Origin of the sequence: Bacillus swezeyi, from assembly GCF_030908325.1 — a bacterium.
In the GTDB taxonomy this organism is placed as follows: domain Bacteria; phylum Bacillota; class Bacilli; order Bacillales; family Bacillaceae; genus Bacillus; species Bacillus swezeyi.
On sequence record NZ_CP133085.1, the window covers coordinates 2,312,429 to 2,335,909 of the forward strand.

3 protein-coding genes are annotated in these 23,481 nt (G+C 48.9%); all 3 read right to left on the reverse strand.

Annotated features, from left to right (window positions below):
- Positions 1 to 6: 6 nt before the first annotated feature.
- From RBH91_RS11345 to RBH91_RS11355, 3 genes are read right to left on the reverse strand one after another with little or no spacing between them, the layout of a single operon-like run.
- Complete coding sequence (locus RBH91_RS11345) at positions 7 to 7,647, reverse strand: non-ribosomal peptide synthetase (RefSeq protein WP_307891648.1); 7,641 nt, start codon at positions 7,645 to 7,647, stop codon at positions 7 to 9.
- A 16-nt stretch (positions 7,648 to 7,663) separates the two neighbouring features.
- Complete coding sequence (locus RBH91_RS11350) at positions 7,664 to 15,364, reverse strand: non-ribosomal peptide synthetase (RefSeq protein WP_307891649.1); 7,701 nt, start codon at positions 15,362 to 15,364, stop codon at positions 7,664 to 7,666.
- A gap of 26 nt (positions 15,365 to 15,390) precedes the next feature.
- Positions 15,391 to 23,052, reverse strand: a complete 7,662-nt coding sequence (locus RBH91_RS11355; RefSeq protein WP_307891650.1) for a non-ribosomal peptide synthetase — start codon at positions 23,050 to 23,052, stop codon at positions 15,391 to 15,393.
- Between the last annotated feature and the right edge of the window lie 429 nt (positions 23,053 to 23,481).

Consider the following 23,481-nt stretch of genomic DNA (forward strand, 5'->3'; position numbering starts at 1 on the left):
CTGTTTCTACAGTTCTTCGACAAAGCCCGCAATACTGTCCAAATCTTCTGCTGTTAACGATTTGCTGCTAAAATCGCTGACTGTTTTTTCTGTTTCTTGCTTACCGGCGCAATGATTGATGATTTGGTGCAAATATTGTTTCAACGTGTGCAGCAGCTGTTTCATTGTTGTTGTTTGGAAGCGGCTTGGCGGATAGCTCAAATTGAAATACAGCTGATTTTGCGTCACCATGGCGCTCATTTCCAGCGTTTGCTCGCGCTGCCATGTGGGCGTGATGTCTTTTCCGCTTGCAAGCCCTGAAAAGCTGAACATTTGTTGGTGTTCTGTATCATTGAATTGCCCTAAATAGTTAAAACCGATCTCAGGCGCTTTGCCAAACTGGATCGTTTTCCGTTCCGAGTCTGTTAAATATTTCAAAATTCCATATCCAATTCCTTTATCCGGTATTTTGCCAAGCGTGTCTTTGACTGTTTTCACCGCCATCCCCAGCTCGCCTTCAGCTGCATGTAAATCAATTAACACAGGATACATTGAGGTGAACCAGCCGACCGTCCGGCTGATATCCAATTCAGGAAGGATGTGTTCCCTCCCGTGTCCTTCCATCGCAATGCGCAGTTTCCTCTCCCCCGTCCAATCGCACAATGCTAACGATGCGGCCGTCAGCAGAATATCCTGGGTGTCTGTGCTGTAGGCTTTGTTGACCTTGTGGATTAAAACGTGTGTGTCTTCTTCTGAAAGTGTGAAGCTCACCGTTTTCCGAATGTTGTCCGCAGCGCTTTGCGGTTTTTCGCAAGGAAGTAAAGCAGCTTTTTCTTCTTCAACAGTACGCCAATACGATTCTTCGCGAATGATCTTGCTGCTCTCTGCGTATTCCGCAAGCCGGTTTGCGAAGTATTGGTATGAGTCCGTTTTCCGTGGAAGCTGGACCGGTTGTCCTGTGGCTGCCTGACTGTATGCTGTTGATAAATCCTCAAGCAAAATCCGCCATGACACCCCGTCGACGACCAAATGATGAATGGTGAGAAATAAATAAGCTCCCGACATTGTGTTGTACAAGCCTGCTTTTAGTAAAGGGCCTTTTTGCAAATGGATACTGCGCTGTAAATCAGCGACTTCGTTTTCAATCATGTTCTCCCATTGTGCTGCTTTAGAAAGGTCTGCTATGTTCAGGCTGTAAAGTTCGCCATGAATTCCCCGGTTGATTTGTTTCAGCTGTCCGCCTTCATTGCTGACTGTCATGCGGAGGGCATCATGATGGACAACAAGATGCTGTAAAGCCGTCCGCAGCGGTTGTTCCTGAAATCCTTCTGAGCTGTGAAGCATGACAGATTGGTTGAAATGATGCCGCTCTTCGATATGCTGCGCGAGGAACCAGCGCTGAACGGGCGTCCAAGAAACTTCCCCTTCAATCGGCCGCTGATCGATGATCCTCTCAGTCTTGCGGATGAGAGGTGCGGCTTCTTTGATGGTTGGATGGCGGAATAAGTCGCTTGCCGTGATTTTTAAGTCAAAACGTCCAAGGCGTGCAGATACTTGGAGGGCTTTAATCGAATCGCCTCCCAGTTCAAAAAACGAATCCTCAATGCCGACTTTTTCAACGCCGAGAACCTCTTGCCAGATCACGGCAAGCCGTTCCTCCAACTGATTACGCGGAGGTGTATATGCTGTGTTGATCGTTGTGATCTCCGGTTCAGGCAGCACTCTTCTGTCGAGTTTTCCGTTAGATGTCAGCGGCAAGGCGGCAAGCTCAACCATATGCGCCGGGACCATAAACCCAGGCAATTGCTGAGAAAGAAGAGATCTGACTTTTTCGGTGTCCATTTCCGCTTGCAGGCTCATATAGGCAAGCAGTTCTTTATGTCCCGAGGAGCCGGTTCGCGCGATGACGGCTGCTTCTTTGACACCGTCAATCTGCCGCAATGCCGCTTCAATTTCTCCCAGCTCAATCCGGTAGCCGCGAATTTTTACTTGATCGTCCATCCGTCCGATATACTCAATCGTCCCATCCGGCAGCCAGCGGGCCAAATCACCGGTCCGGTACATTCGTTCACCAGGTGCGAAGGGATTCGGCACAAATTTTTCTTTCGTCAGTTCAGGTCTTCCGATGTAGCCTCTGGCTAGCCCATCCCCGCCTACGCATAATTCTCCGATGACGCCAATGGGTTGCAATGTCCTGCGGCTGTTGACAATATAAGCGGTAGAATTAGCGATTGGGCGGCCGATCGGTATTGAATGGCTGTACGCGCGTTCGATCTGAAAGCAGGTTGAGAACGTTGTATTTTCAGTTGGACCATAGCCATTCCATAGCAGCAGGTCTGGCGCCGCGTTGTGAACGCGGTTGATATGGTTTGGCGACAGTGCTTCTCCGCCGATAATCAATCTGGACAGGTCAGAAAATGTTCGTTCATTTTGTTCTGATAATTGATTAAATAAAGATGATGTCAGCCATAATGCCGTGATTCCGTTATGCTGTATGAATGTCTTGAGCTGATCGGAATCTAAATAAGTTTCTTTGTCACTGATGTATAAACGAGCGCCGTTTAATAGCGGTCCGAATATTTCAAATGTCATCGCGTCAAATCCCAATGACGCTGTCAATAAGAGCCTGTCCTCAGGTGTAAACGCCATATCATTGTTTTTCACGAGGCGGACGACGCCGCGCTGTTCAACCATTGCGCCTTTTGGCGTGCCCGTTGATCCGGATGTATAGATGATATAAGCGAGAGAATCAGGTGCGCCCCGCTGTTCGGGATTGCTAGCGGGGATTTCGGCCTCAAGCTGGATGTCTTCTATGAATAACCGTTTTCCAGTAATATGACATTCTAATTGATCTGATTGGAGGAGAATATCAGCTTTGCTGTCAGACAGCATCCATTCCAACCGTTCTGTCGGCATGTCTTCAGCGATGGGAAGATAGGCTCCGCCGGCTTTTAAAATGCCGAGAATTCCGACTGCAAGTTCAGGCGTGCGATTTGCTAATAACGCGACAACACTTTCTGAACCGACGCCATTTGCTCGCAGCGCAGCGGCTATTCTGTTGGCCCGTTCGTTTAGTTCCCGGTAAGTCAAGGTTTGTCTATCATGTATAACAGCCAGGGCGTGAGGTGTTTTGGCAGCTTGATGTTCAAATAAACGGCTGATTGTTTCGTGTTTCGGGTAGTCTTGTTTTGTCTGATTAAATTTGTGAATCAATGAGTTTGTCTCATGTTCATCCAATACATGGATATCTCCGAGATGAATGTTCTGATGTCCGATCACATGATTGAGAATATGAATATAGTAGGAAATCCATTTCTTGATCGTCTGTTTTTGATAGATGTCTGTGTTGAATTCAACATCAAAGCGGATTGTCCCTTGATCTTCTTCAGCTGCATAAAGGGTCATATCAAACTTTGAGACTTTATGGACGTTATGAGCTGCAGCCGCCAAATGCAAGTCATGTAGAGTCATTGATTCCCGTTCCATATTTTGCAGAACGAACATGACGTCAAACAGCGGATTGCGGCTCATATCACGGACGACACCGAGCTTGTCGACAAGCTCCTCAAACGGATAATCCTGATGCTCGAATGCCTCAAGCGCCGTTTGGCGCACTTCTCTTAATAAATCGCTGAAACGTTTGTTTTCTGTCGGATGCGTTCTCATCGCCAATGTGTTGACAAACATGCCGATGACAGGCTCTAAGTCTTTGTGCGGCCGTCCGGCGATCGGCGAACCGATGATGATGTCTTCCTGTCCGCTGAGGCGCGCAAGAAGTGTGCTGTATGCGGCGAGAAGGACCATATAAAGGGTACAGCCATTGTCGCGGGCAATCTTGTAAAGATCGGCTGAAGTGTCCGCATCAAGTGAAAAGGACACCTGATCCCCGGCAAAGCTTCGTACCGCAGGACGGGCGTTGTCGGCCGGGAGCTCCAGCACCGGCAGCTCGCCTGAGAGCTGCTTCAGCCAATAGGCTTCTTCGCTTTGATACCTTTCCCCTTGTTTGAATGTCTGTTGCCAGACGGCGTAGTCTTTATATTGGATCCGCAGCGGAGCCAGCGTCCGGTTTGCGTACAGCTCGCCGAACTCGCGGATCAAGGTGTTCACGGACACCCCGTCGGAAATAATGTGATGCATGTCCACCAATAGAAGGTGGCGGTCATCCGACTCTTTGACGAGAGCAGCGCGGAACAGCGGCGCTTCTTGAAGCTGGAACGGACGGACAAAATCTTCAGCCGCCGCTATCTCCATGAGCTGAAATGGGGCATCATCATGGATGCGCTGGACAGGCTCACCGTCTGTCCCGGTTTCAAACGACGTCCTGAGCGACTCGTGGCGCTTGATCAACTCCCTGAAAACTGTATCAAGCCGCACGCGATCGAGCGGACCCGTCAACTCGAGCGCCGCCGGCATATTGTAGCCGACACCGCCGTCTTCCAGCTGCTGGAGCACGTACATCCGCTTTTGCGCCGATGACACCGGGTACGTGTCCCTTTTTTCCGTCGGTTCAATCCCCGCATAAGGGCTCTCATCCAATTCCTGAATGACGGCTGCGAGCTCTTTTAGTGTCGGCTTGGCGAAGATCTCCTTCAGCGGCACCTGCACGCCAAACACTTTGGCAATGCGGGAGACGAGCGCTGTCGCCTTCAGCGAGTGGCCGCCTCGTTCGAAAAAGTGATCGTGAGTGCCGACAGGGCCGTTTTTCAGCACCTCTTCCCAAAGCTGGGCGAGCTTCATTTCCGTGATGTTTCGCGGCGCGGTGTAAGCGCCGCGCTCAACCGCTCCGTCTGGAGCGGGCAGCGCTTTGCGGTCGAGCTTTCCGCTCGGTGTGACAGGCCACTCCTTCATCTCGATGAAGGAAGAAGGCATCATGTAGGCCGGCAGGCGCTTGGCCAGCTCTGCCCGAACAGTCTGTTGGTCTTGACCTTCAATATAGGCATAAAGTGCGGTTTCCTCTCCTTCTGTCCGTACGGCAACCGCCGCTTCCCGCACCCCGTCGATCTGTCGAAGCACCGCTTCGACTTCTCCCGGTTCGATCCGGTAGCCGCGGATTTTCACTTGACCATCCGTGCGGCCCAGCCATTCAACAGTGCCGTCTGGGAGCCATCTCGCTAGGTCCCCTGTTTGATACATGCGTTCTCCTGGATAAAACGGATCATCGAGAAACCGTTCTTTTGTCAGCTCCGGCCGATTCAAGTAGCACCTGGCGACACCCGCGCCTGCGATATACAGTTCTCCGGCCACCCCTGCTGGCTGGACGGCTTTCTCACTGTCTAAAATATAAAGGCGCGCCCCTGGTACAGGTTTTCCGATCGGAAGCCGCATCCGTTCTCTGTCTTTTTGGTCGTCGTACAGATAAAATGCGGCATCCACGGTAGCTTCTGTCGGCCCATAGCCGTGAATGACCGCAGTCTCCGGCAAAGTGCGGGCAAACCGCGCGGCTGTCTGGGGAGCGAGCGCTTCACCTCCGGCGAATACGCGCTTGAGGGTTTTCGCAAGGCTTGTCCTTTTCTCCTCTGTATCCATCTCCACCTGGTCTAAAAAGCTGTTGGCCATCGCCGGGATAAAATGCGCCGTCGTCACACCTTCATTGGCGAAAGCTTCTGTCATCAAAGCAGGATCCTTCTCCCAGCCCGGCGGAAGCAAATACACGGAGGCGCCGGGAATCATCCACCAAAACAACTGCCAGATCGAAGCATCGAATGAAAAGGATGACTTCAGCACGATGACATCGTCTTCGCTTAATGGGAACTGCCGCTGCATCCCGGACAAAAAGGCGACAGCCTGGCGGTGCTCAACCGCGACCCCCTTCGGTGTCCCGGTTGAACCGGATGTATAGATGACATAGGCGAGTGAGCCGCCATCTGTATGGGCGCAAACCGATTCTGTCTCTGCTGGTTCTGTTTGAAGTGATGACAGGTTGACCTCAAGCGTTTCCCCGGAAAAGCTTGAGACGGATAAACCCGGCCCTGTGATGAGAAGCTTGGCGCCGCTGTCGCTCAGCATGTAGTGAAGCCGTTCTTCAGGATAGCTTGGATCAAGCGGCACGTAAGCGCCGCCGGCTTTCAAAACAGCCAGCACGGCGATCACCATCTCCGGTGAACGCTCGGCGAGCACGCCGATCACACTTTCTTTGGTGACACCTTTCTTCTTCAGCCGGAGGGCGAGTTGATTTGTATACTGATCAAGCTCTCGGTACGTTAATATACCGCCGGAAAAACGAACCGCCGGCATGTGCGGTGAGAGAGCCGCGCGGCGGGTGAATAAACCATTCAGCGTCGACGCCAAAGGAATAGCGGGCTCTGTTTGATTGAATTCGTACAGCATCTCTCTGACAGTTTCTTCGCCAAGCAATGAAATTTGCGCTATTTGTCGATTGGGATCAGCGATGACAGAATCGATGATATGCCGCAAATACAGTTCGATTTTTTTCATCATGGCTGGATCATACTGCCCGATATCAAAATTTATGCGAATATAAAGAGAGCTTCCCGGAATGATTTTAATGCTGCATCCGTAGTTGGTTACCTCTTCCATCGCGAAGTCCTCGACTGTGAAATCGAACGCACCGGCTTGATTCAGTCCTTCAATTTCGCGCTGGGTCGGTATGTTTTCAAATACGATAATATGGTCAAACAGCTCCTGTTTCAGCGTGCTCTGTGCCTGAATATCATATAAAGGATAATAACTGTACGCTTCCGCTTTCAATGTCTCCTGCTGTAAATGACTGACCAATTCCGAAAACGAATATGTCCCGCTTTTGACCCGGACGGGAATGGTGTTAATAAAAAGCCCGACCATTTTTTCTACGTCATCAAGATCAGACGGCCTCCCGGAAATAACTGAGCCGAAGACTGCGTCATCACAGCGATTGACCTTTTGCAGAACAATTCCCCATAATGCCTGAAAAACCGTGTTCAGCGTCGCACCTGCGTTCAAGGCTAATTTTTGCAGCCCTTCAGTCTGTTCTTTAGATATTGTAAATTCAATCTGCTCAAGACCTCTTCTTGAGGATGTCGATGTTTTGGGCAGTGATGTGGTTTGTTTGACATTGACAAGCCTTGTTTTCCAGAAGTTTTTAGCTTCCTTTCGATCTTGGCGCATCAGCCATTGAATATACTTGCTGAACGGCTGAACCGGTTCAAGATCAGGAAGCTGTCCTTTGCCTAAAGATTTGTAAATCGTCAGAAATTCTTTCATCACAATACCAAAGCACCAGCCATCCATTAAAATATGGTGATGGCTCCAAATACAGTCGTATTGTTCGTGTTCCCTTTTTAAGATGGATACTCTCATAAGGGGATCTGTTTGCAAATCAAATCCTTTTTTCTTGTCATCTTGTTTGAATTGATCGACAAATGCTTCTTTAGCCGCCACATCTAAATGAGAAATGTCCACAAATTGAAGGCGGATGGGCCGTCTTTTCAGCACGACTTGGCGCGGTTTTGCTACGTTTTTGTGTACAAACGTCGTGCGGAAAATATCATAGCGCTCAATGATCGCATCTAAACTTTTTTGAAACCGTTCTGTATCAAGCGGACCGTTTATCGTAAATGATGCCTGTTCAAAGTAGGCCCTCGACTCCTGATCCAACAGTGAATGAAACAGCATGCCCTCCTGCATAAAAGATAACAGATATATATCTTGTATTTCCGGTTGCTGCACCATCAGCGACTCTCCTTTTCTATAGTTTATGGACGGCTCCCATAATGTCGCTCAGATCCTCCAATGTTAAATCTTCATCAGTGAAGTCAGTTGCACTTCTTTCTTGGTTTTCTTTATCTGTGCAATGCTTGATGATATGTTCAAGAAAAAATTGAACATGGTCTGCCAGAGCTTGTACTGTTTCTTTTTTATATTGAAGCCGGTTATAGACAAAGTGCATGACGAGACATTCTGAAGATACGGCGCCGCTGATATCGAGAAGATAAGGCCGCTCCCAATCCGGACTGACCTCATGCCCCGCTTTGACCGGGGAAATGTGAAACCCGCTCGACTTGATATCTTCGTCAAACTGTCCCAAATAGTTAAAGCTGATGTCAGGACACTGGGAATCTGCAGGTTCCCACATGTCACTGATGTATTTCAGCACCCCGTAGCCGACGCCCTTATACGGAATACGGCGCAACATGTCTTTTGTCCGTTTGATATGGTAGCCGATCCGCTCATGATCATCTGTGTAATCCGGAAGGCTTGCATCGAGTAAAACAGGATAAATCGAGGTAAACCAGCCGATCGTCCGGCTGATATCGATATGCTCCAAATGCGCTTCTCTTCCATGGCCTTCCAAGCTGATTTTGAATCGATCATTGCCGGTCCACTTGTGAAGCGCAAGACCTAACGCGGCAAGTAATATGTCATTTGTATCTGTCGTATACGGCTTGTTTACGGTGGTTAACAGATGCTCTGTTTCTTGTTTTGTCAGCCGAATATCTATGGCGTCTGTATCTTTAAGCAGATTCGCAGGAACTACGGCATCTTTCGGAAGCGGTTTAACTATCGTTTTTTCCCTCTCAGTCCAGTAATCTATTTCCCGTAATAGCTGTTGACTTGTTGCGTAATCAGTCAGCTGCTTGGCGTAGGTTTGATAGGAATCCGTCTTTTCCGGAAACACGATTTCTTTTCCTTCCAGCGCCTGTTTGTATCCGGTGGTCAAATCTTCAAAGAGGATGCGCCATGATACTCCGTCGATGACAAGATGATGAATCACAAGCAGCAAATGGTCGCCGTCCGATCCGCGAAAAACCCCGGCTGAAACAAGCGGCCCTGTCTGAAGCTGAATCGACTTCTGGATATGCTCCGCCGCTTTTCCAATCATCACATGTTCTTGAGCTAATGCACCTGCCTCTCTTACATCAAGCAGTTCAAACGAAAACAGCTCCTCTTTGGCAAGATCTTCGGCTCTGTTGTACTGTACTAAACCTCCGTCTTGATATCCGCACACCATCCGCAGTGCGTCATGATGGATCACGATATGGGTCAGCGCTTTTTGCAGAGCCGTTTCATCAAATCGTGCCGCGCTGTACAGCATGACAGATTGATGAAAGTGATCATGTGACAAAGATTGTGAGAAAAACCATTGCTGCACAGGCGTCAGCGGCACTTCGCCGCTGATGGGAGCTTGATCAATCACGCGCCGGACTTTCGTTACCCGCTTTGACAGCTCGCCAAGCGTCTGATGCGTAAACAGATCGCGAACTGTTGTTTCATAGCCCCGCTGCTTTAGCCTTGCGCATACTTGCAGCGCTTTAATAGAATCTCCGCCAAGGTTAAAGAAATGAGCGTTCACACCGAGCTCATCCGTTCCTAAGAGCTCCCCCCAAATCTCAGCCATCATCTGTTCAATATCGTTTCTTGGGCTTAGATCTTCGCCGGTGCTCTCATTCGCCGCCGGTTCTGGCAGCGCTTTTTCATCAAGCTTGCCGTTAGCCGACAGCGGCAGTTCGTCAACCTGGATGATTCGCGCGGGTATCATATATTCTGGAAGGATCATTCTGAGAGAGGCGCGAATGTCGGTTTCATTCAGGTTTTGCGCCGCTTTCACTACCGCATATCCATAGATCGATTGCCGCCCGTCTTTGTCATATCTTGTTATGACTGCTGCTTCTTTGACTGGAGGGAGATCTTGAAGGGCGCTCCTGATTTCTCCCAATTCAATCCGGTATCCTCTGATTTTCACTTGGGCATCTTTTCTGCCGACATATTCCAGTTCGCCGTTTGGCAGCCTTTTGACGATGTCTCCCGTACGATAAAGGCGTTGTCCCTGAACATACGGATTTCTGATGAATCGGGAACCGGTCAGTTCATCCCTGTTGATATACCCTCTTGCGACTCCTTCGCCTGCGATATACAGTTCCCCCGGTACACCGACGGGCTGCAGGTTCATATAGGCGTCCGTGACATAGGCTTGAAGGGTTGCCAGCGGTTTTCCGATATTGCTTTTATTGTGTTGAATGTCGGTTCGAGTTAACTTTTTAAACGTTGCGTGCACCGTTGTTTCGGTAATGCCGTACATATTGATGAGATCCGTTTCTGGATACTTCTCATTCCAGTTCATCAACATCCCGGGCTGCAAGGCTTCCCCGCCGAAGATGACATAGCGGAGCTGCAAGCGGTCCGAATGCCGTGATTCTTCATCGATAAGCCCGCGAAAAGCTGTAGGTGTTTGGTTTAGCACAGTTACGCCTTCTTTTTGTAAAAGCAGCCGATAGACATGGGGATCACGGGCGGTTTCTTTTGGCACAATGACAATCTTTCCGCCGTGTAAAAGTGCGCCGAATATTTCCCAGACCGAGAAATCGAAACAGTAGGAATGGAACAGCGTCCAGACGTCCTGAGGCCCGAATGAAAAAGGCAGATCGTTATGTTTGATCAGGCTGACCACATTGCGGTGTTCAACCATTACACCTTTCGGCTTTCCTGTTGTTCCCGATGTGTATATCACATATGCCGGCTGTTCGGCGGATATAGGCTGGCGCAGTCTTTCCCCTGCGGCTTTCTTTGCCTCGCCAATATATAAAATAGGCATGTCAATGGTTTCGTCCCATTGTTGTCCTGAGTGGGTCAGCAGTAATTGCGCCCCGCTGTCATCCAGCATAAAGCGGATCCGCTCAGCTGGATAATCAGGGTCGATCGGCAAATAGGCGCCTCCCGCTTTTAAAATGCCGAGAATGCCAACCAGCATATCCAGCGAGCGTTCTGTCATCAAACCGACCACTTGCCCTGAACCGATACCATGTTCATTCAGCATGGCCGCTGTCCGTTCGGCCTTTTCATTAAGTTCCCGGTAAGTCAGCTGCCGATCATCGATCACGGCGGCTACTCGATTCGGAATGGCCGCTGCCTGTTTTTCAAATAGACTCGCGATGTTCTCGTGTCTCGGATATTCAGCCGTCTGCCCGGCAGGACTTACTAGCATGTCCTTTTCTTTAGCGGTCAGCATTTGCATGTCGGACAGCTTCATGTCATGATTGGCCGACATGCTGCCGATGAGTTCTTTAAAATGATCAGACCACCGTGAAATCGTTGCTTTTTCAAATAAGGCGGTACTGTACTCAAAATGGCAGCTGATCGTGCCGTCATCATGTTCTTCGGCATACAAAGTCAAATCAAATTTTGATATGTGATGCGGAATTTTATGTGAAAAAAGCGTCAGCTCCGGTAATTCCATCTTGAAATCATCGCTGTTTTCAAGCACCAGCATGGCGTCAAAAAGCGGGTTGCGGTTCACTTCTCGAGGGACATCAAGATGTTGGACGAGCTCCTCAAACGGATAATATTGGTTGTCAACAGCCTCTAGAGTCAGTGTTTTGATCTCCTCCAAATATGTACGGACTGTTTTATTTCCTTCAGGCTTGCTTCGCATGGCCATTGTATTCACAAACATGCCAATAACCCCGTTAAGTTCAGCGCGGCCTCTCCCAAGCGCCGGAGAGCCGATAACAAGATCCTCTTGCCCGCTCAGTTTAGAAAGAAATATCGAGAAACCAGCCAAAAACACCATATATAATGTGGAACCGGTCTCGTCCATTAGCTGATGCAGCTTGTCCGCCGTTTCCCGGTCAAGGGATGTGGTCAAAGTGTCACCGCTAAAATCGGGAAGAAGCGGCCGTTTATGATCAAGCGGCAAATCCAGTACAGGCGATGTTCCCTTCAGCATGTCCAGCCAATAATTTTTTTGGCTGCTGAATGCTTCAGCGGAAAATTGTTCATTTTGCCATACGGCGAAATCCTTATATTGCAGTGTTAATGGAGGCAGCTCTTTGCCGCTGTAAATGTCGACAAACTCTTGAATGAATGTGCCCATAGACGCTCCGTCAGCGATGATATGATGCATATCAAGAAGGAAATAATGCCGGTCTTCGCTAAGCGCGGCCAAGCTGACTCTGATCAGCGGAGCTTTTTCAAGATCAAACGGCTGAACGAACGACTCCATCATGTCATTGAGCGAACCCTCGGATTGGATTTGCAGCTCTGTCCATTTCACTTCTGCAGCTGAAACGATTCTTTGCATCGGCTCCCCGTCGTGTAAAACAAACGAAGTACGCAATGCTTCATGTCTGTTGACTAATGTTGCGAAAGCTTCTTTCAAGCGCTTCCGGTTCAGTGTTCCGCGCAGCTCTAAGCAAGCGGGCATGTTGTAGCTTGTACTGTCTTTTGCCAGCTGATGAAGGGCATAAATCCTTTTTTGTGTGAAAGATAAAGGGTACAGATCTTTTTCCGGCGCTGGCTGTATCTCTGGGCAGATATCCCTTGTCATCTGCTCTATTGCACCAGCCATGCTTTCAATCGTCGGATGTGAAAAGACATCGCGAATCGGCAGCTGAACATGCAGCCGCTGATAGATTTTTGAGACAAGCGCCGCCGCTTTAAGAGACTGTCCGCCCAATTGAAAGAAATCATCTCGTATGCCGACCCGCTCCCGTTTCAACACTTCCTGCCAAATCGAAACAAGCTCTGTTTCAAGCAATGTGCGGGGAGCTTTCGACATGATGTCTGCTCCGCCTGAATGTGCCGGCTCTGGAAGACCGGAGCGATCAAGCTTTCCGCTCGTTGTAAGCGGCATGTTGGGCAGTATTGTAAAGCTGTCCGGCATCATATAGGCCGGCAATTTTCCGGTCAGTGCTGCATGCAGGTCCAAGCGCCCTGTTTCCTTTTGCAATACAACATAAGCCGCAAGCTCCTGTTCTCCATCGGCTGTGGTGCGTACGATTGCCGCCGCGTCTTTCACACCAGAAATGCTGCGGAGCGCAGATTCAATTTCTCCTAGTTCTATTCTGAATCCTCTGACTTTCACTTGGTGATCCAAGCGTCCAAGGTATTCGATCGTTCCATCCGGCAAAAAGCGCGCCTTATCCCCTGTCCTGTACAGCCGTTCTCCTTCATGAAAGGGGTGGGTGGTAAAGGCTTGATCTGTCAATTCCTTTTGCTGAAAGTACCCTTCAGCCAGACCTTTTCCTGAAATGCATAATTCACCGGCTGCTCCGATCGGCTGAAGCAGGCTGCCGTGCATGATATAGACAGATGTATTGGCAATCGGCCGGCCGATTGTCAATCGCTCACTTTTCTGAAGATCCCGAAGCACCGTCGTCGACACGCTGTTTTCTGTCGGTCCGTATTCGTTTATCAGTTCGGAGTTGCTGCAAATGTCGCGGCTTAAGGTGATTAAATCAGGTGTCACGGCTTCCCCGGCGAATGTCACAACCCGGAGTGTTTCCGCGTCTTTTTTTGTCAAGGTCTCCAGCAGTACGCGGTATAAGGAAGGAACGATGAGCAGATGGCTGACGCCGTGCCGGGCGATGATTTGTTGAATCGCCAGGGCATCTTTTGCATCATCTTCATCTGTCAGCAAGACGCAGGCACCTGACAGAAGCGGTGTGAACAGACTTGTTACGGACCCGTCAAACACATATGAAAAGAGATGGAGCGCGATATCACGGTCTGTCATGTTGTATTCTTCCCGTCTCCATTGCAATGTATTGGAAATGCTTTCATGGCTGACGAGCACACCTTTCGGCTGCCCGGTTGTCCCCGATGTATAAATGATGTAAGCCCAATGTCCGCTGCCCGGCTGTATGGAAAGAGAAGCTGTTGGTTGAACAGCTGTTTCTTCAATTGTGACAATCCTCCCCTTGTAATCCACAGGAACGAACGGGAGCAGTTCTTGTTCCGTAACCAGCAAAGAGGATTGGCTGTCATGTAAGAGAAATGAAAGCCGCTCAGGCGGATGATCCGGATCAAGCGGCAGATACGCACTGCCGGACTTCCAGATACCGAGAATAGCTGCGACTGTCTCTTTTGACCGACGCAACATCACAGCGGCAACTTGATTGGGACGGCTGCCTTGATCCCTTAGCGCATGAGCGATTTGATTTGCCCGTTCATCTAATACACGGTAGCTCCAGCTTGTTTCATTCAATCTCAGCGCCTCTTGTTCCGGTAATTTGGCCGCTTGCTCTTCAAACAGTTCATAAACCGTTTGGTCCGGGTAAAAACGCTGTTTGCCGTGAAAAGCATGAATCTGTTTTTCTTCTTCAAATGGCACGAGATTAATACTTGTGATCAATCGATCGGGATCTGACAGTACACATTTGATCACTTCATTTACATGACCTTGAACCCGAAGTATGTCTTTTGTATCATAGACCTCGGCGTTGTAGCTGAATTTCATATAGAACGTCTCACCCGGAACAATGACGACGTTCAAGTCGTAATTGGTTTCCTCTGACATGGAAAAATGGTCAAGATCAAGCGCGTTTTTCTCCGATTCCTGCCAGCAGTTTACCGCTTTCTGCATTTGGACGGGATAATTCTCAAATACAAGGATATGATTGATCAGGTCTTTGTTTAAGCCGCTTTCGTTTTGAATCTCATAGAGTGGATAATAGCCGTGATCTTCACAAGTCAGGATGTCTTTTTGCACCTGTTTGGCGAGCGAAGAAAATGACATGCCTGCGGAAGAACGAATCCGGACAGGCACCGTGTTAATGAACAGTCCGGCCATTGATTCGATTCCGTCAATGGCTGAAGGCCTTCCTGAAACAACCGCGCCAAATACAGCGTCATCAGTCGCATTGTAGCGGTGCAAAAGCAAGCCCCACATACTTGTAAACAACGTGTTTAACGTCACACCCAATCGCCTTGCTAAATCGGAAAGTTTTTCAACGGTTTCCGGCTTCAGTGAAAATTGAAGGTGCTTCGGCGTATAAACGCCTTCTGTTGTTTTGCTTTTTGTGCCGGGGACTGAGACAGACTCCCCATATCCATTCAGATAATCGGACCAGAAGGCTGCTGTTTTTTCTCTATTCTGACTGTGGAGCCATGTCATGTATGTGCTGTAAGGCGCCGGCTTTCCAAGACGGATAGCCCGGCTGTTTCTTATAGCGTAGTACATGTGGAAAAAATCTTGCAGCACAATACCTAAGCTCCATCCATCCATCATGATGTGGTGGTGGGTCCAGACGCATGTGTGTCGGTTTTCTCCTGTTTGATAAAGGGTCAGTCGCATTAATGGGCCTTTTTGCAGGTCGAATCCTCGGAGCCGATCTGCTTGTTTGCGGCTCTTTATCAAAGTTTGCTGCTGTTCAGTCGTCAAGGCAGAAATATCCTCCGTCTGAACCGGTACTTTTCGGTGTGATAGAACGACTTGCTGCGGCCCGTCCAGATCAGGCACCTCTTTTATATAAATCGTTCTGAAAATGTCATAGCGGTCAATCAATAGATCCAGACTCTTCTGAAATGAATCCAGACACAAATCACCACTAATGGTGAAGGAAATTTGTTCAACATAGGCGTTTGAATCAGGATGAAGCAGTGAATGAAACAGCATTCCTTCCTGCATATACGACAATGGATAGATATCTTGAATTTCTGTCTCTTGCGCCATGAATTTCACACACCTTTCCGGCGAAATTAAAGATCTTTTACGAGATTGGCAATGCTTGATAATGAAGCGGAAGTCAATTGTTTATTGCTGAAATCGCTCAAAGTTTTTTCACGTTTTTTCTTAGCGGAACAATGCTCGATCACCTCACAAAGGCGGTCATGGAAGCTGTCCATAAATGTTTCAATCGTACGCCGGGAAAAGACGTCGGTATAGACAGCTTGAATATCAAGCTGATGATTGATGACCATGGCATTGATGTCCAAATCAAATTCTCTGGGCCGCTCTTCTGCAATGTTATGGCGCGGCTGATAAGGAGACATCCGCATCATTCCCTCAAGACCGTCGAACTGTCCGAGATAATTAAAGCAGACTTCAGGGTCACGATGCTGAATACGTTGGGACGATTGCAAGAGCCCGTATCCTGTTCCATGGTTCGGCACGCGTCTCATCATGTCTTTCACGGTTTTTATACGACAAGCGGTTTTTTCGCTTGAATCCCCCGACGCGCTCATATTCAGAAGAACCGGATAAATCGAGGTGAACCATCCTACAGTTCTGGAAATATCGATGTCTGGAACATGTCCTTCCCTTCCATGCCCCTCAACACTGACAAGGACTTGCTCATGTTTCGTCCAATCGGTAAGCGCCATGCCCAAGGCTGCCAGCATCAGTTCATTCACCTCTGTGCCATATGCCTGTTTTGTTTCAAACAGCAGCTGGTTTGTCAGCTTCACGCTTAACATGCGAGAGTCGGTGAGCGCCTTTTTTTGCAGCCTTTCCGCATTCCTGTGACCGTCTTTTGGCAATGCGGCCGTTTCAAAAGACATCACATGTTCCCAATATGCCGCTTCCTCAAGCAGCTCTTTGCTTGTTGCCAATGGATATAGGCTGTTTGCATATGTTACGTAAGAGTCGCTCTTCTGCGGCAATTTGATTTTTCTGTCTGCTAAAGCTTGCTGATAAGCTGTCTGTAGATCCTCAAGCAAAATTCTCCATGACACACCATCCACAATCAGATGATGAACCGCGATCAGCAGATGATCTGCATCCCGCAATCTAAACAAACCGATGTGAAAAAGGGGCCCTTTGTCCAAACGCATAGACTGCTGTATTCGTTTTTCCTCTGCTTCTATGCGTTCGGCAATCTGCGTCTCGTCGGTGAGGTCTACGGTCTTAAGCGTAAATCCGTCCCCATCCGTTTGGCTGATTCCGCGGTTATATTGAAGGACGCGTCCGCTATCGTCTTTCTTAAACATCATCCGCAGTGCGTCATGATGCTTGATTAAGGCGGAAACGGCCCGGCGCAGTGCGGTCTCGTTCAATCTTTCCTCACTCGTGAGCATGACTGCATGATTGTAATGGTGTTCAAAAGCGCCAGGGTAGGCAAAAAACCTTTGCTGGACAGGTGTTAACCTGGCATTTCCTTCAACAGGTCCCTGGTCGGCGATGGATGCCGCCGGAGTCAGATGACTTGCCAGTTCTTCAATGGTTGGAAATTGAAATAAATCCCGAATCGTCATATCCCATCCTTCAGCGGCAAGACGAGCCGATACTTGCAGCGCTTTAATAGAGTCTCCCCCCAGCTGAAAGAAGGAGTCCGTAATGCCGGCTTGCCGGACATGGAGCACATCCTCCCAAATCCGGCATAACAATGCTTGTTTTTCATTGTTCGGAGCATGGTAGGTTTGCGATCGCTGAACAGGTGCAGCTGGCAAAGCGTCTTTATCCAGTTTTCCGTTAAATGTCAGCGGCATTTTTTCTAAACCGACAAAATGAGCCGGAATCATGTAAGCCGGAAGCTCTTTCGCCAAGGCTAGACGCAGATCATGGATGTCGGCTTCTTTAGGAACGATGTATGCTGCCAAATAGGCTTTCCCGTCGATATCTTTTTGAACCGCGACTGCCGCTTCTTTGACTTGTTCGTTCTTCAAAAGCACATTTTCGATTTCTTCAGGCTCAATTCTGTATCCCTTTATTTTGACTTGTTGATCAAGACGCCCATAAAGACGAAGGGTGCCGTCTGGAAGCCAGCAGGCCTGATCTCCGGTTTGATACAGCGGCCGTCCTAGCGCTAAAGGATCGTTGAATTTGGCTTTTGATAACTCAGCTTTTCCCCAATAACCTTTGGCGACGCCTTCTCCCCCAATAAAGAGTTCCCCTGGGACGCCGATGGGTTGAACTTGTTTATCCTTGTTGAGAACGTACATTTGTACATTTGGGAGCGGAATGCCAATCGGTACAAAATCTTGATGAGGCTCTTTGCTCATCGTGATTTCATAATAGCTTGAATCAATGGTTGCCTCTGTTACACCATAGCTGTTGATGATCCGCATCTTTTGTCCGAATCGTTCATTGAGTGTATAAAAATCTTGTGCGCTGACGATATCTGAACCGAGAATAAGCACCTTTAAGCTTGGTAATGGGCATTTCCGGCGATAAACATATTCCATAAAGGGAACAATGAGGGCTGGTGTTGATTCCATTAATGTAATCTGCTGTTGATTCATTAGCTCACATAGCTGTTCAGGCTCAATTCGGACTTCATCCGGGCAAATCACAAGCGTTCCTCCGTTTAAGAATGCCCGGGCCATGTCTCCTGCAAAGACATCAAACGAGAAACTGGCCATTTGCAGCACTCGCGCTGGTATGTGGTCAAGCTCATATATGCTGCGCCAAGCAAGCGCTGCATGTGTGAAATTGCGATGTCTGACTTCGACTCCTTTTGGTGTTCCTGTTGTTCCTGAAGTATAGATGACATAGGCAGTATCTTCAGGAGTTGCTGTTGAAACAATATGTCCCCCGTATTCGTCATCATCCTGTTCATGGTCAAGATGAATGTAAGGCATGCTGCCATCTGTCAGAAGTGAAGCGAGATCTATATATTCAGACTGGACTAGAAGCACAGATGCTTCGCTGTCTTTTAATAAAAACCGAATTCTTTCCTCTGGATAATGAGAATCTATCGGGATATACGCCCCTCCCGCTTTCATCACGGCCAAAACACCTATGATGGCTTCAATCGAACGATTGGCCAAAATCGCCGCTCGTTTTCCAGGACCGATTCCGGCTGTTTGAAGCATCCGCGCCAGCCGATTGGCTCGATCATTCAGCTGGTGATAGCTGATCTGTTTCGCGCCTTCAATGATGGCGATTTGCTGAGGGTTTTCAGCTGTTTTTCTTTCAAACAGCTCGTGAAACACCCCATTTCGTTCTGGAATATGAAGGTGTGTGTGATTAAATTCCACAAGAATTTGCTGTTGATCTGCATCGTTCAGCATATTGATGCGCGAAAGATTTGTCTCGGGCTGATTGGCGATATGGCGCAAAAGTTTAAGCAAATGTTTCATCCAGCGCTCGATAGTTGGTTTGAAGAAAAGATCGGTGCTGAATTCCATTTCGAAATGGATGTTTCCATCAGATTCGCAAGCGGTCAATGTAAGGTCAAAAATAGATACTTGGTGGGCAAATGTTTGGACGCGCTTGACTTGAACCCCGGATAATTCCATTTCGCTCTGTTCCATATTTTGCAAAATAAACATGGCGTCAAACAGCGGATTGCGGCTCATATCACGGACGACGCCGAGCCTGTCGACAAGCTCCTCAAACGGATAATCCTGATGCTCGAATGCCTCGAGAGCCGTTTGGCGGACCTCTTTTAAGAAATCAGTGAAACGTTTGTTTTTTGCCGGATGCGTTCTAAGCGCCAATGTGTTGACAAACATGCCGATGACAGGCTCTAAGTCTTTGTACGGCCGCCCGGCGATCGGTGAACCGATGATGATGTCTTCCTGTCCGCTGAGGCGCGCAAGGAGCGTGCTGTATGCGGCGAGAAGAACCATATAAAGGGTGCAGCCGTTTTCGCGGGCGATCTGGTAAAGGCCTGCTGAAGTGTCCGCATCAAGTGAAAAGGACACATGATCTCCGGCAAAGCTTCGCACCGCAGGACGGGCGTTGTCGGCCGGAAGCTCCAGCACCGGCAGTTCGCCGTCGAGCTGCTTCAGCCAATAGGTCTCCTCGCTTTGATACCTTTCCCCTTGTTTGAATGCCCGCTGCCAGACAGCGTAGTCTTTATACTGAATCCGAAGCGGGGCCAGCGTCCGGTTGGCGTACAGTTCGCCAAATTCGCGGATCAGTGTGTTTACAGACACCCCATCGGAAATAATGTGATGCATGTCCACCAATAGAAGGTGGTGCTCCTCCGCTTCCTTCACAAGAGCGGCGCGGAAAAGCGGCACTTCTTGAAGCTGGAACGGACGGACAAAGCCTTCAGCCGTCACCAACTCCATGAGCTGAAATGGGACATCATCATGGATGCGCTGGACAGGCTCGCCGTCTCGGCCTGTTTCAAAAGAGGTCCTGAGTGATTCGTGGCGCCTGATCAGCTCCCTGAAAACCGCATCAAGACGCGCGCGGTCGAGCGGACCTGTCAGCTTAAGCGCCGCCGGCATATTGTAGCCGACACCGCCGTCTTCCAGCTGCTGGAGCACATACATCCGCTTTTGCGCCGAGGACACCGGGTACGCCTCCCTTTTTTCCGCCGGTTCAATCGCCGCATAAGAACTCTCATCCAATTCCTGAATCACGGCTGCGAGCTCTTCCAGGGTCGGCCTAGCGAAGATCTCCTTCAACGGCACCTGCACGCCAAACACTTTGGCAATGCGGGAGACGAGCGCTGTCGCTTTCAGCGAGTGGCCGCCCCGTTCGAAAAAGTGATCGTGAATGCCGGCAGGGCCGTTTTTCAGCACCTCTTCCCAAAGCTTGGCAAGCTTCATTTCCGTGATGTTTCGAGGTGCGGTGTAAACGCGGCGTTCAGCCGCTTCACCGGGAGCCGGCAGCGCCTTGCGGTCGAGCTTTCCGCTCGGTGTGACAGGCCACTCTTTCATCTCAATGAATGATGAAGGGATCATGTAGGCCGGCAGGCGCTTGGTCAGCTCTGCCCTTACAGTCTGTTGATCTTGACCTTCAATATAGGCATAAAGCTCGGTTTCTGCACCTTCTGTCCGGGTGACAACCGCCGCTTCCCGCACCCCGTCGATCTGTCGAAGCACCGCTTCGACTTCTCCCGGTTCGATCCGGTAGCCGCGAATTTTCACTTGACCATCCGTGCGGCCCAGCCATTCAACAGTACCGTCCGGAAGCCATCTGGCCAGATCACCTGTCTGATACATGCGTTCCCCTGGATAAAACGGATCATCGAGAAACCGTTCTTCTGTCAGCTCCGGACGATTCAAGTAGCCCCTGGCGACACCCGCGCCTGCGATATACAGTTCTCCGGCCACTCCTGCTGGCTGGACGGCTTTCTCACTGTCTAAAATATAAAGGCGCGCCCCTGGTACAGGTTTTCCGATCGGAAGCCGCATCCGTTCCCTGTCTTTTTGGTCGTCGTACAGATAAAATGCGGCATCCACGGTAGCTTCTGTCGGCCCATAGCCGTGAATGACCGCAGTCTCCGGCAAAGTGCGGGCAAACCGCGCGGCTGTCTGGGGAGCGAGCGCTTCACCTCCGGCGAATACGCGCTTGAGGGTTTTCGCAAGGCTTGTCCTTTTCTCCTCTGTATCCATCTCCACCTGGTCTAAAAAGCTGTTGGCCATCGCCGGGATAAAATGCGCCGTCGTCACACCTTCATTGGCGAAAGCTTCTGTCATCAAAGCAGGATCCTTCTCCCAGCCCGGCGGAAGCAAATACACGGAGGCGCCGGGAATCATCCACCAAAACAACTGCCAGATCGAAGCATCGAATGAAAAGGATGACTTCAGCACGATGACATCGTCTTCGCTTAATGGGAACTGCCGCTGCATCCCGGACAAAAAGGCGACAGCCTGGCGGTGCTCAACCGCGACCCCCTTCGGTGTCCCGGTTGAACCGGATGTATAGATGACATAGGCGAGTGAGCCGCCATCTGTATGGGCGCAAACCGATTCTGTCTCTGCTGGTTCTGTTTGAAGTGATGACAGGTTGACCTCAAGCGTTTCCCCGGAAAAGCTTGAGACGGATAAACCCGGCCCTGTGATGAGAAGCTTGGCGCCGCTGTCGCTTAGCATGTAGTGAAGCCGTTCTTCAGGATAGCTTGGATCAAGCGGCACGTAAGCGCCGCCGGCTTTCAAAACAGCCAGCACGGCGATCACCATCTCCGGTGAACGCTCGGCCAGGACGCCGACCACGCTTTCTTTGGTGACACCTTTTTTCTTCAGTCGGACAGCGAGCTGATTGGTATACTGATCAAGCTCTCGGTACGTTAACATGCCACCGGAAAAACGAAGCGCCGGCATGTGCGGTGAAAGAGCCGCGCGGTGGGTGAATAACCCATGCAGCGTCGGCGCCAAAGGTTTAACAGAATCTGTTTGGTTAAACGTAAACAAAATTCTCTCCTTCTCGTCGGACTCGATCATATCAATGTTTTTAATCAGCTGATCCGGCTTCGCAAGCGCCTTTTCCACAACGGTTAAAAGATGGGATTGAATCCGTTTGATGTCATGTTTAGTAAACAAAGCCGTTTGATAATCAAAATTTAACTGAATGGTACCGGTGTCAAGGCGCTCTTTAATCGAAACAGACAGCTGATTGGCAGTGTGCCCGCTGAAATACATGGCCGTTTCATATTCGAAGCCATCCGCTTGTTGCCATTGCAGCGGCTGATACTGTATGGAAGTGACGATTAAATTTTGCAGATCATTATGCTGCTGTCTTAATTCGTTCATCAGCAGATTGTAGGGATATTTTTGATGGCGCATGACGGAAAGCTGTTCTTTCCCGATATTGGAGACAAAGGAAATAAAATCACAATCAGGATCAACCGCCATTCTGATTGGCAGTGTGCTGACAAACATACCGAGCATGCCTTTTTCCAGCCTGGAGGCGCGGTTTCCATAATAGGTCCCGATCACAATATCCTTGCTGGATGTCAGCCTGCTGATGCATATGTAAAACGAAGCCATAAACAGAGAAAGAATGCTGAGATGATGCTTTTCACAAAAGCGGCGAATCGATTCTGTCAAGGGATGGGCAAGAGTAAGTGTTTCTCTTATAGCCGTGGTGCTTTGTTGTTGAGTTACGGCTTTTTCTGTTAGTGAATAATGTGCTGGAATGGTTTGGTAGGTGTTTTTCCAAAATGAGCGGTCTTTTTCAAAACGGGAAGATTGCAAGTATTGCTGCTCTTTTTCGATATAAGTGAGATAGGAAGGTTCATGATGTTGAGGCAAGGGGTCATCCCGAATCATTTTTTGATAGATCTCAATCAGCTGATTGCCAAGCAGATTAAGAGAAATGCCATCCATTATCAGATGGTGGAATTTTGCATAGAGCCAAACTTCTTTGTCTGAAATCGCAAGCAGTGTGAATTGATAAAGCGGTGAATGAAACAGCTTAAACGGAATCGAAGTTTGATCGTCAATCCACTTGTCCCGTTCAGCCTTGCTGACTTCCGTAAAATCAATGGTCTCTATGGAAAGCGGGCGATGTTCAGCGAGATACAGCTCAGGCTCCGCTCCCTTCCCTTCTGTCAGCTGAAAATGAAGCGAATCATGGCAGGAAACTGAAAAGTCCAAAGCCCGCCGCAGCACATCTAGGTCGATAGCGCCCCTGAATTTGACACAGGCTGCGAGATTGCAGATGCTTGTCCCCGGATCTAGCAACTCGGTAAACCATACTCTCCTTTGAGCATGGGTCAAAGCGTAAGTTGTGTTTGTCAATGGAACCCCTCCATTTCAAATATAAGAGGATAAAGAAGTAAAATAGTTGCAGGTTTTATGACAATATATGACTGAATTATACGTATGGGATCATTGTAATACAAAATCGACAAAACACAACGATTTTAACAATAAATTCAATAATTTTTTAGAAAATGGTTATTTTATCTCTCAGGCAGTCTCCTTATCTCTACTGTTCATATCATGTAAAAAGCTCTCAGGATGAAGAACTAGTTCAAATAGAACAGGTGTACAGACGAGTGTATTAGGTCTTTTATATCATTTTATTCAAGAAGCAGTGGTAAAGATCTAATACACTTCAGTAATGAGTGAAAAGAAAATGAATTGTCATCAGTTATTCGAAAAAAAGAAGCTATCGGCTCATGTATTTTTGGAAAAATAACATCAAAAAAACTGCATCTTTACCAA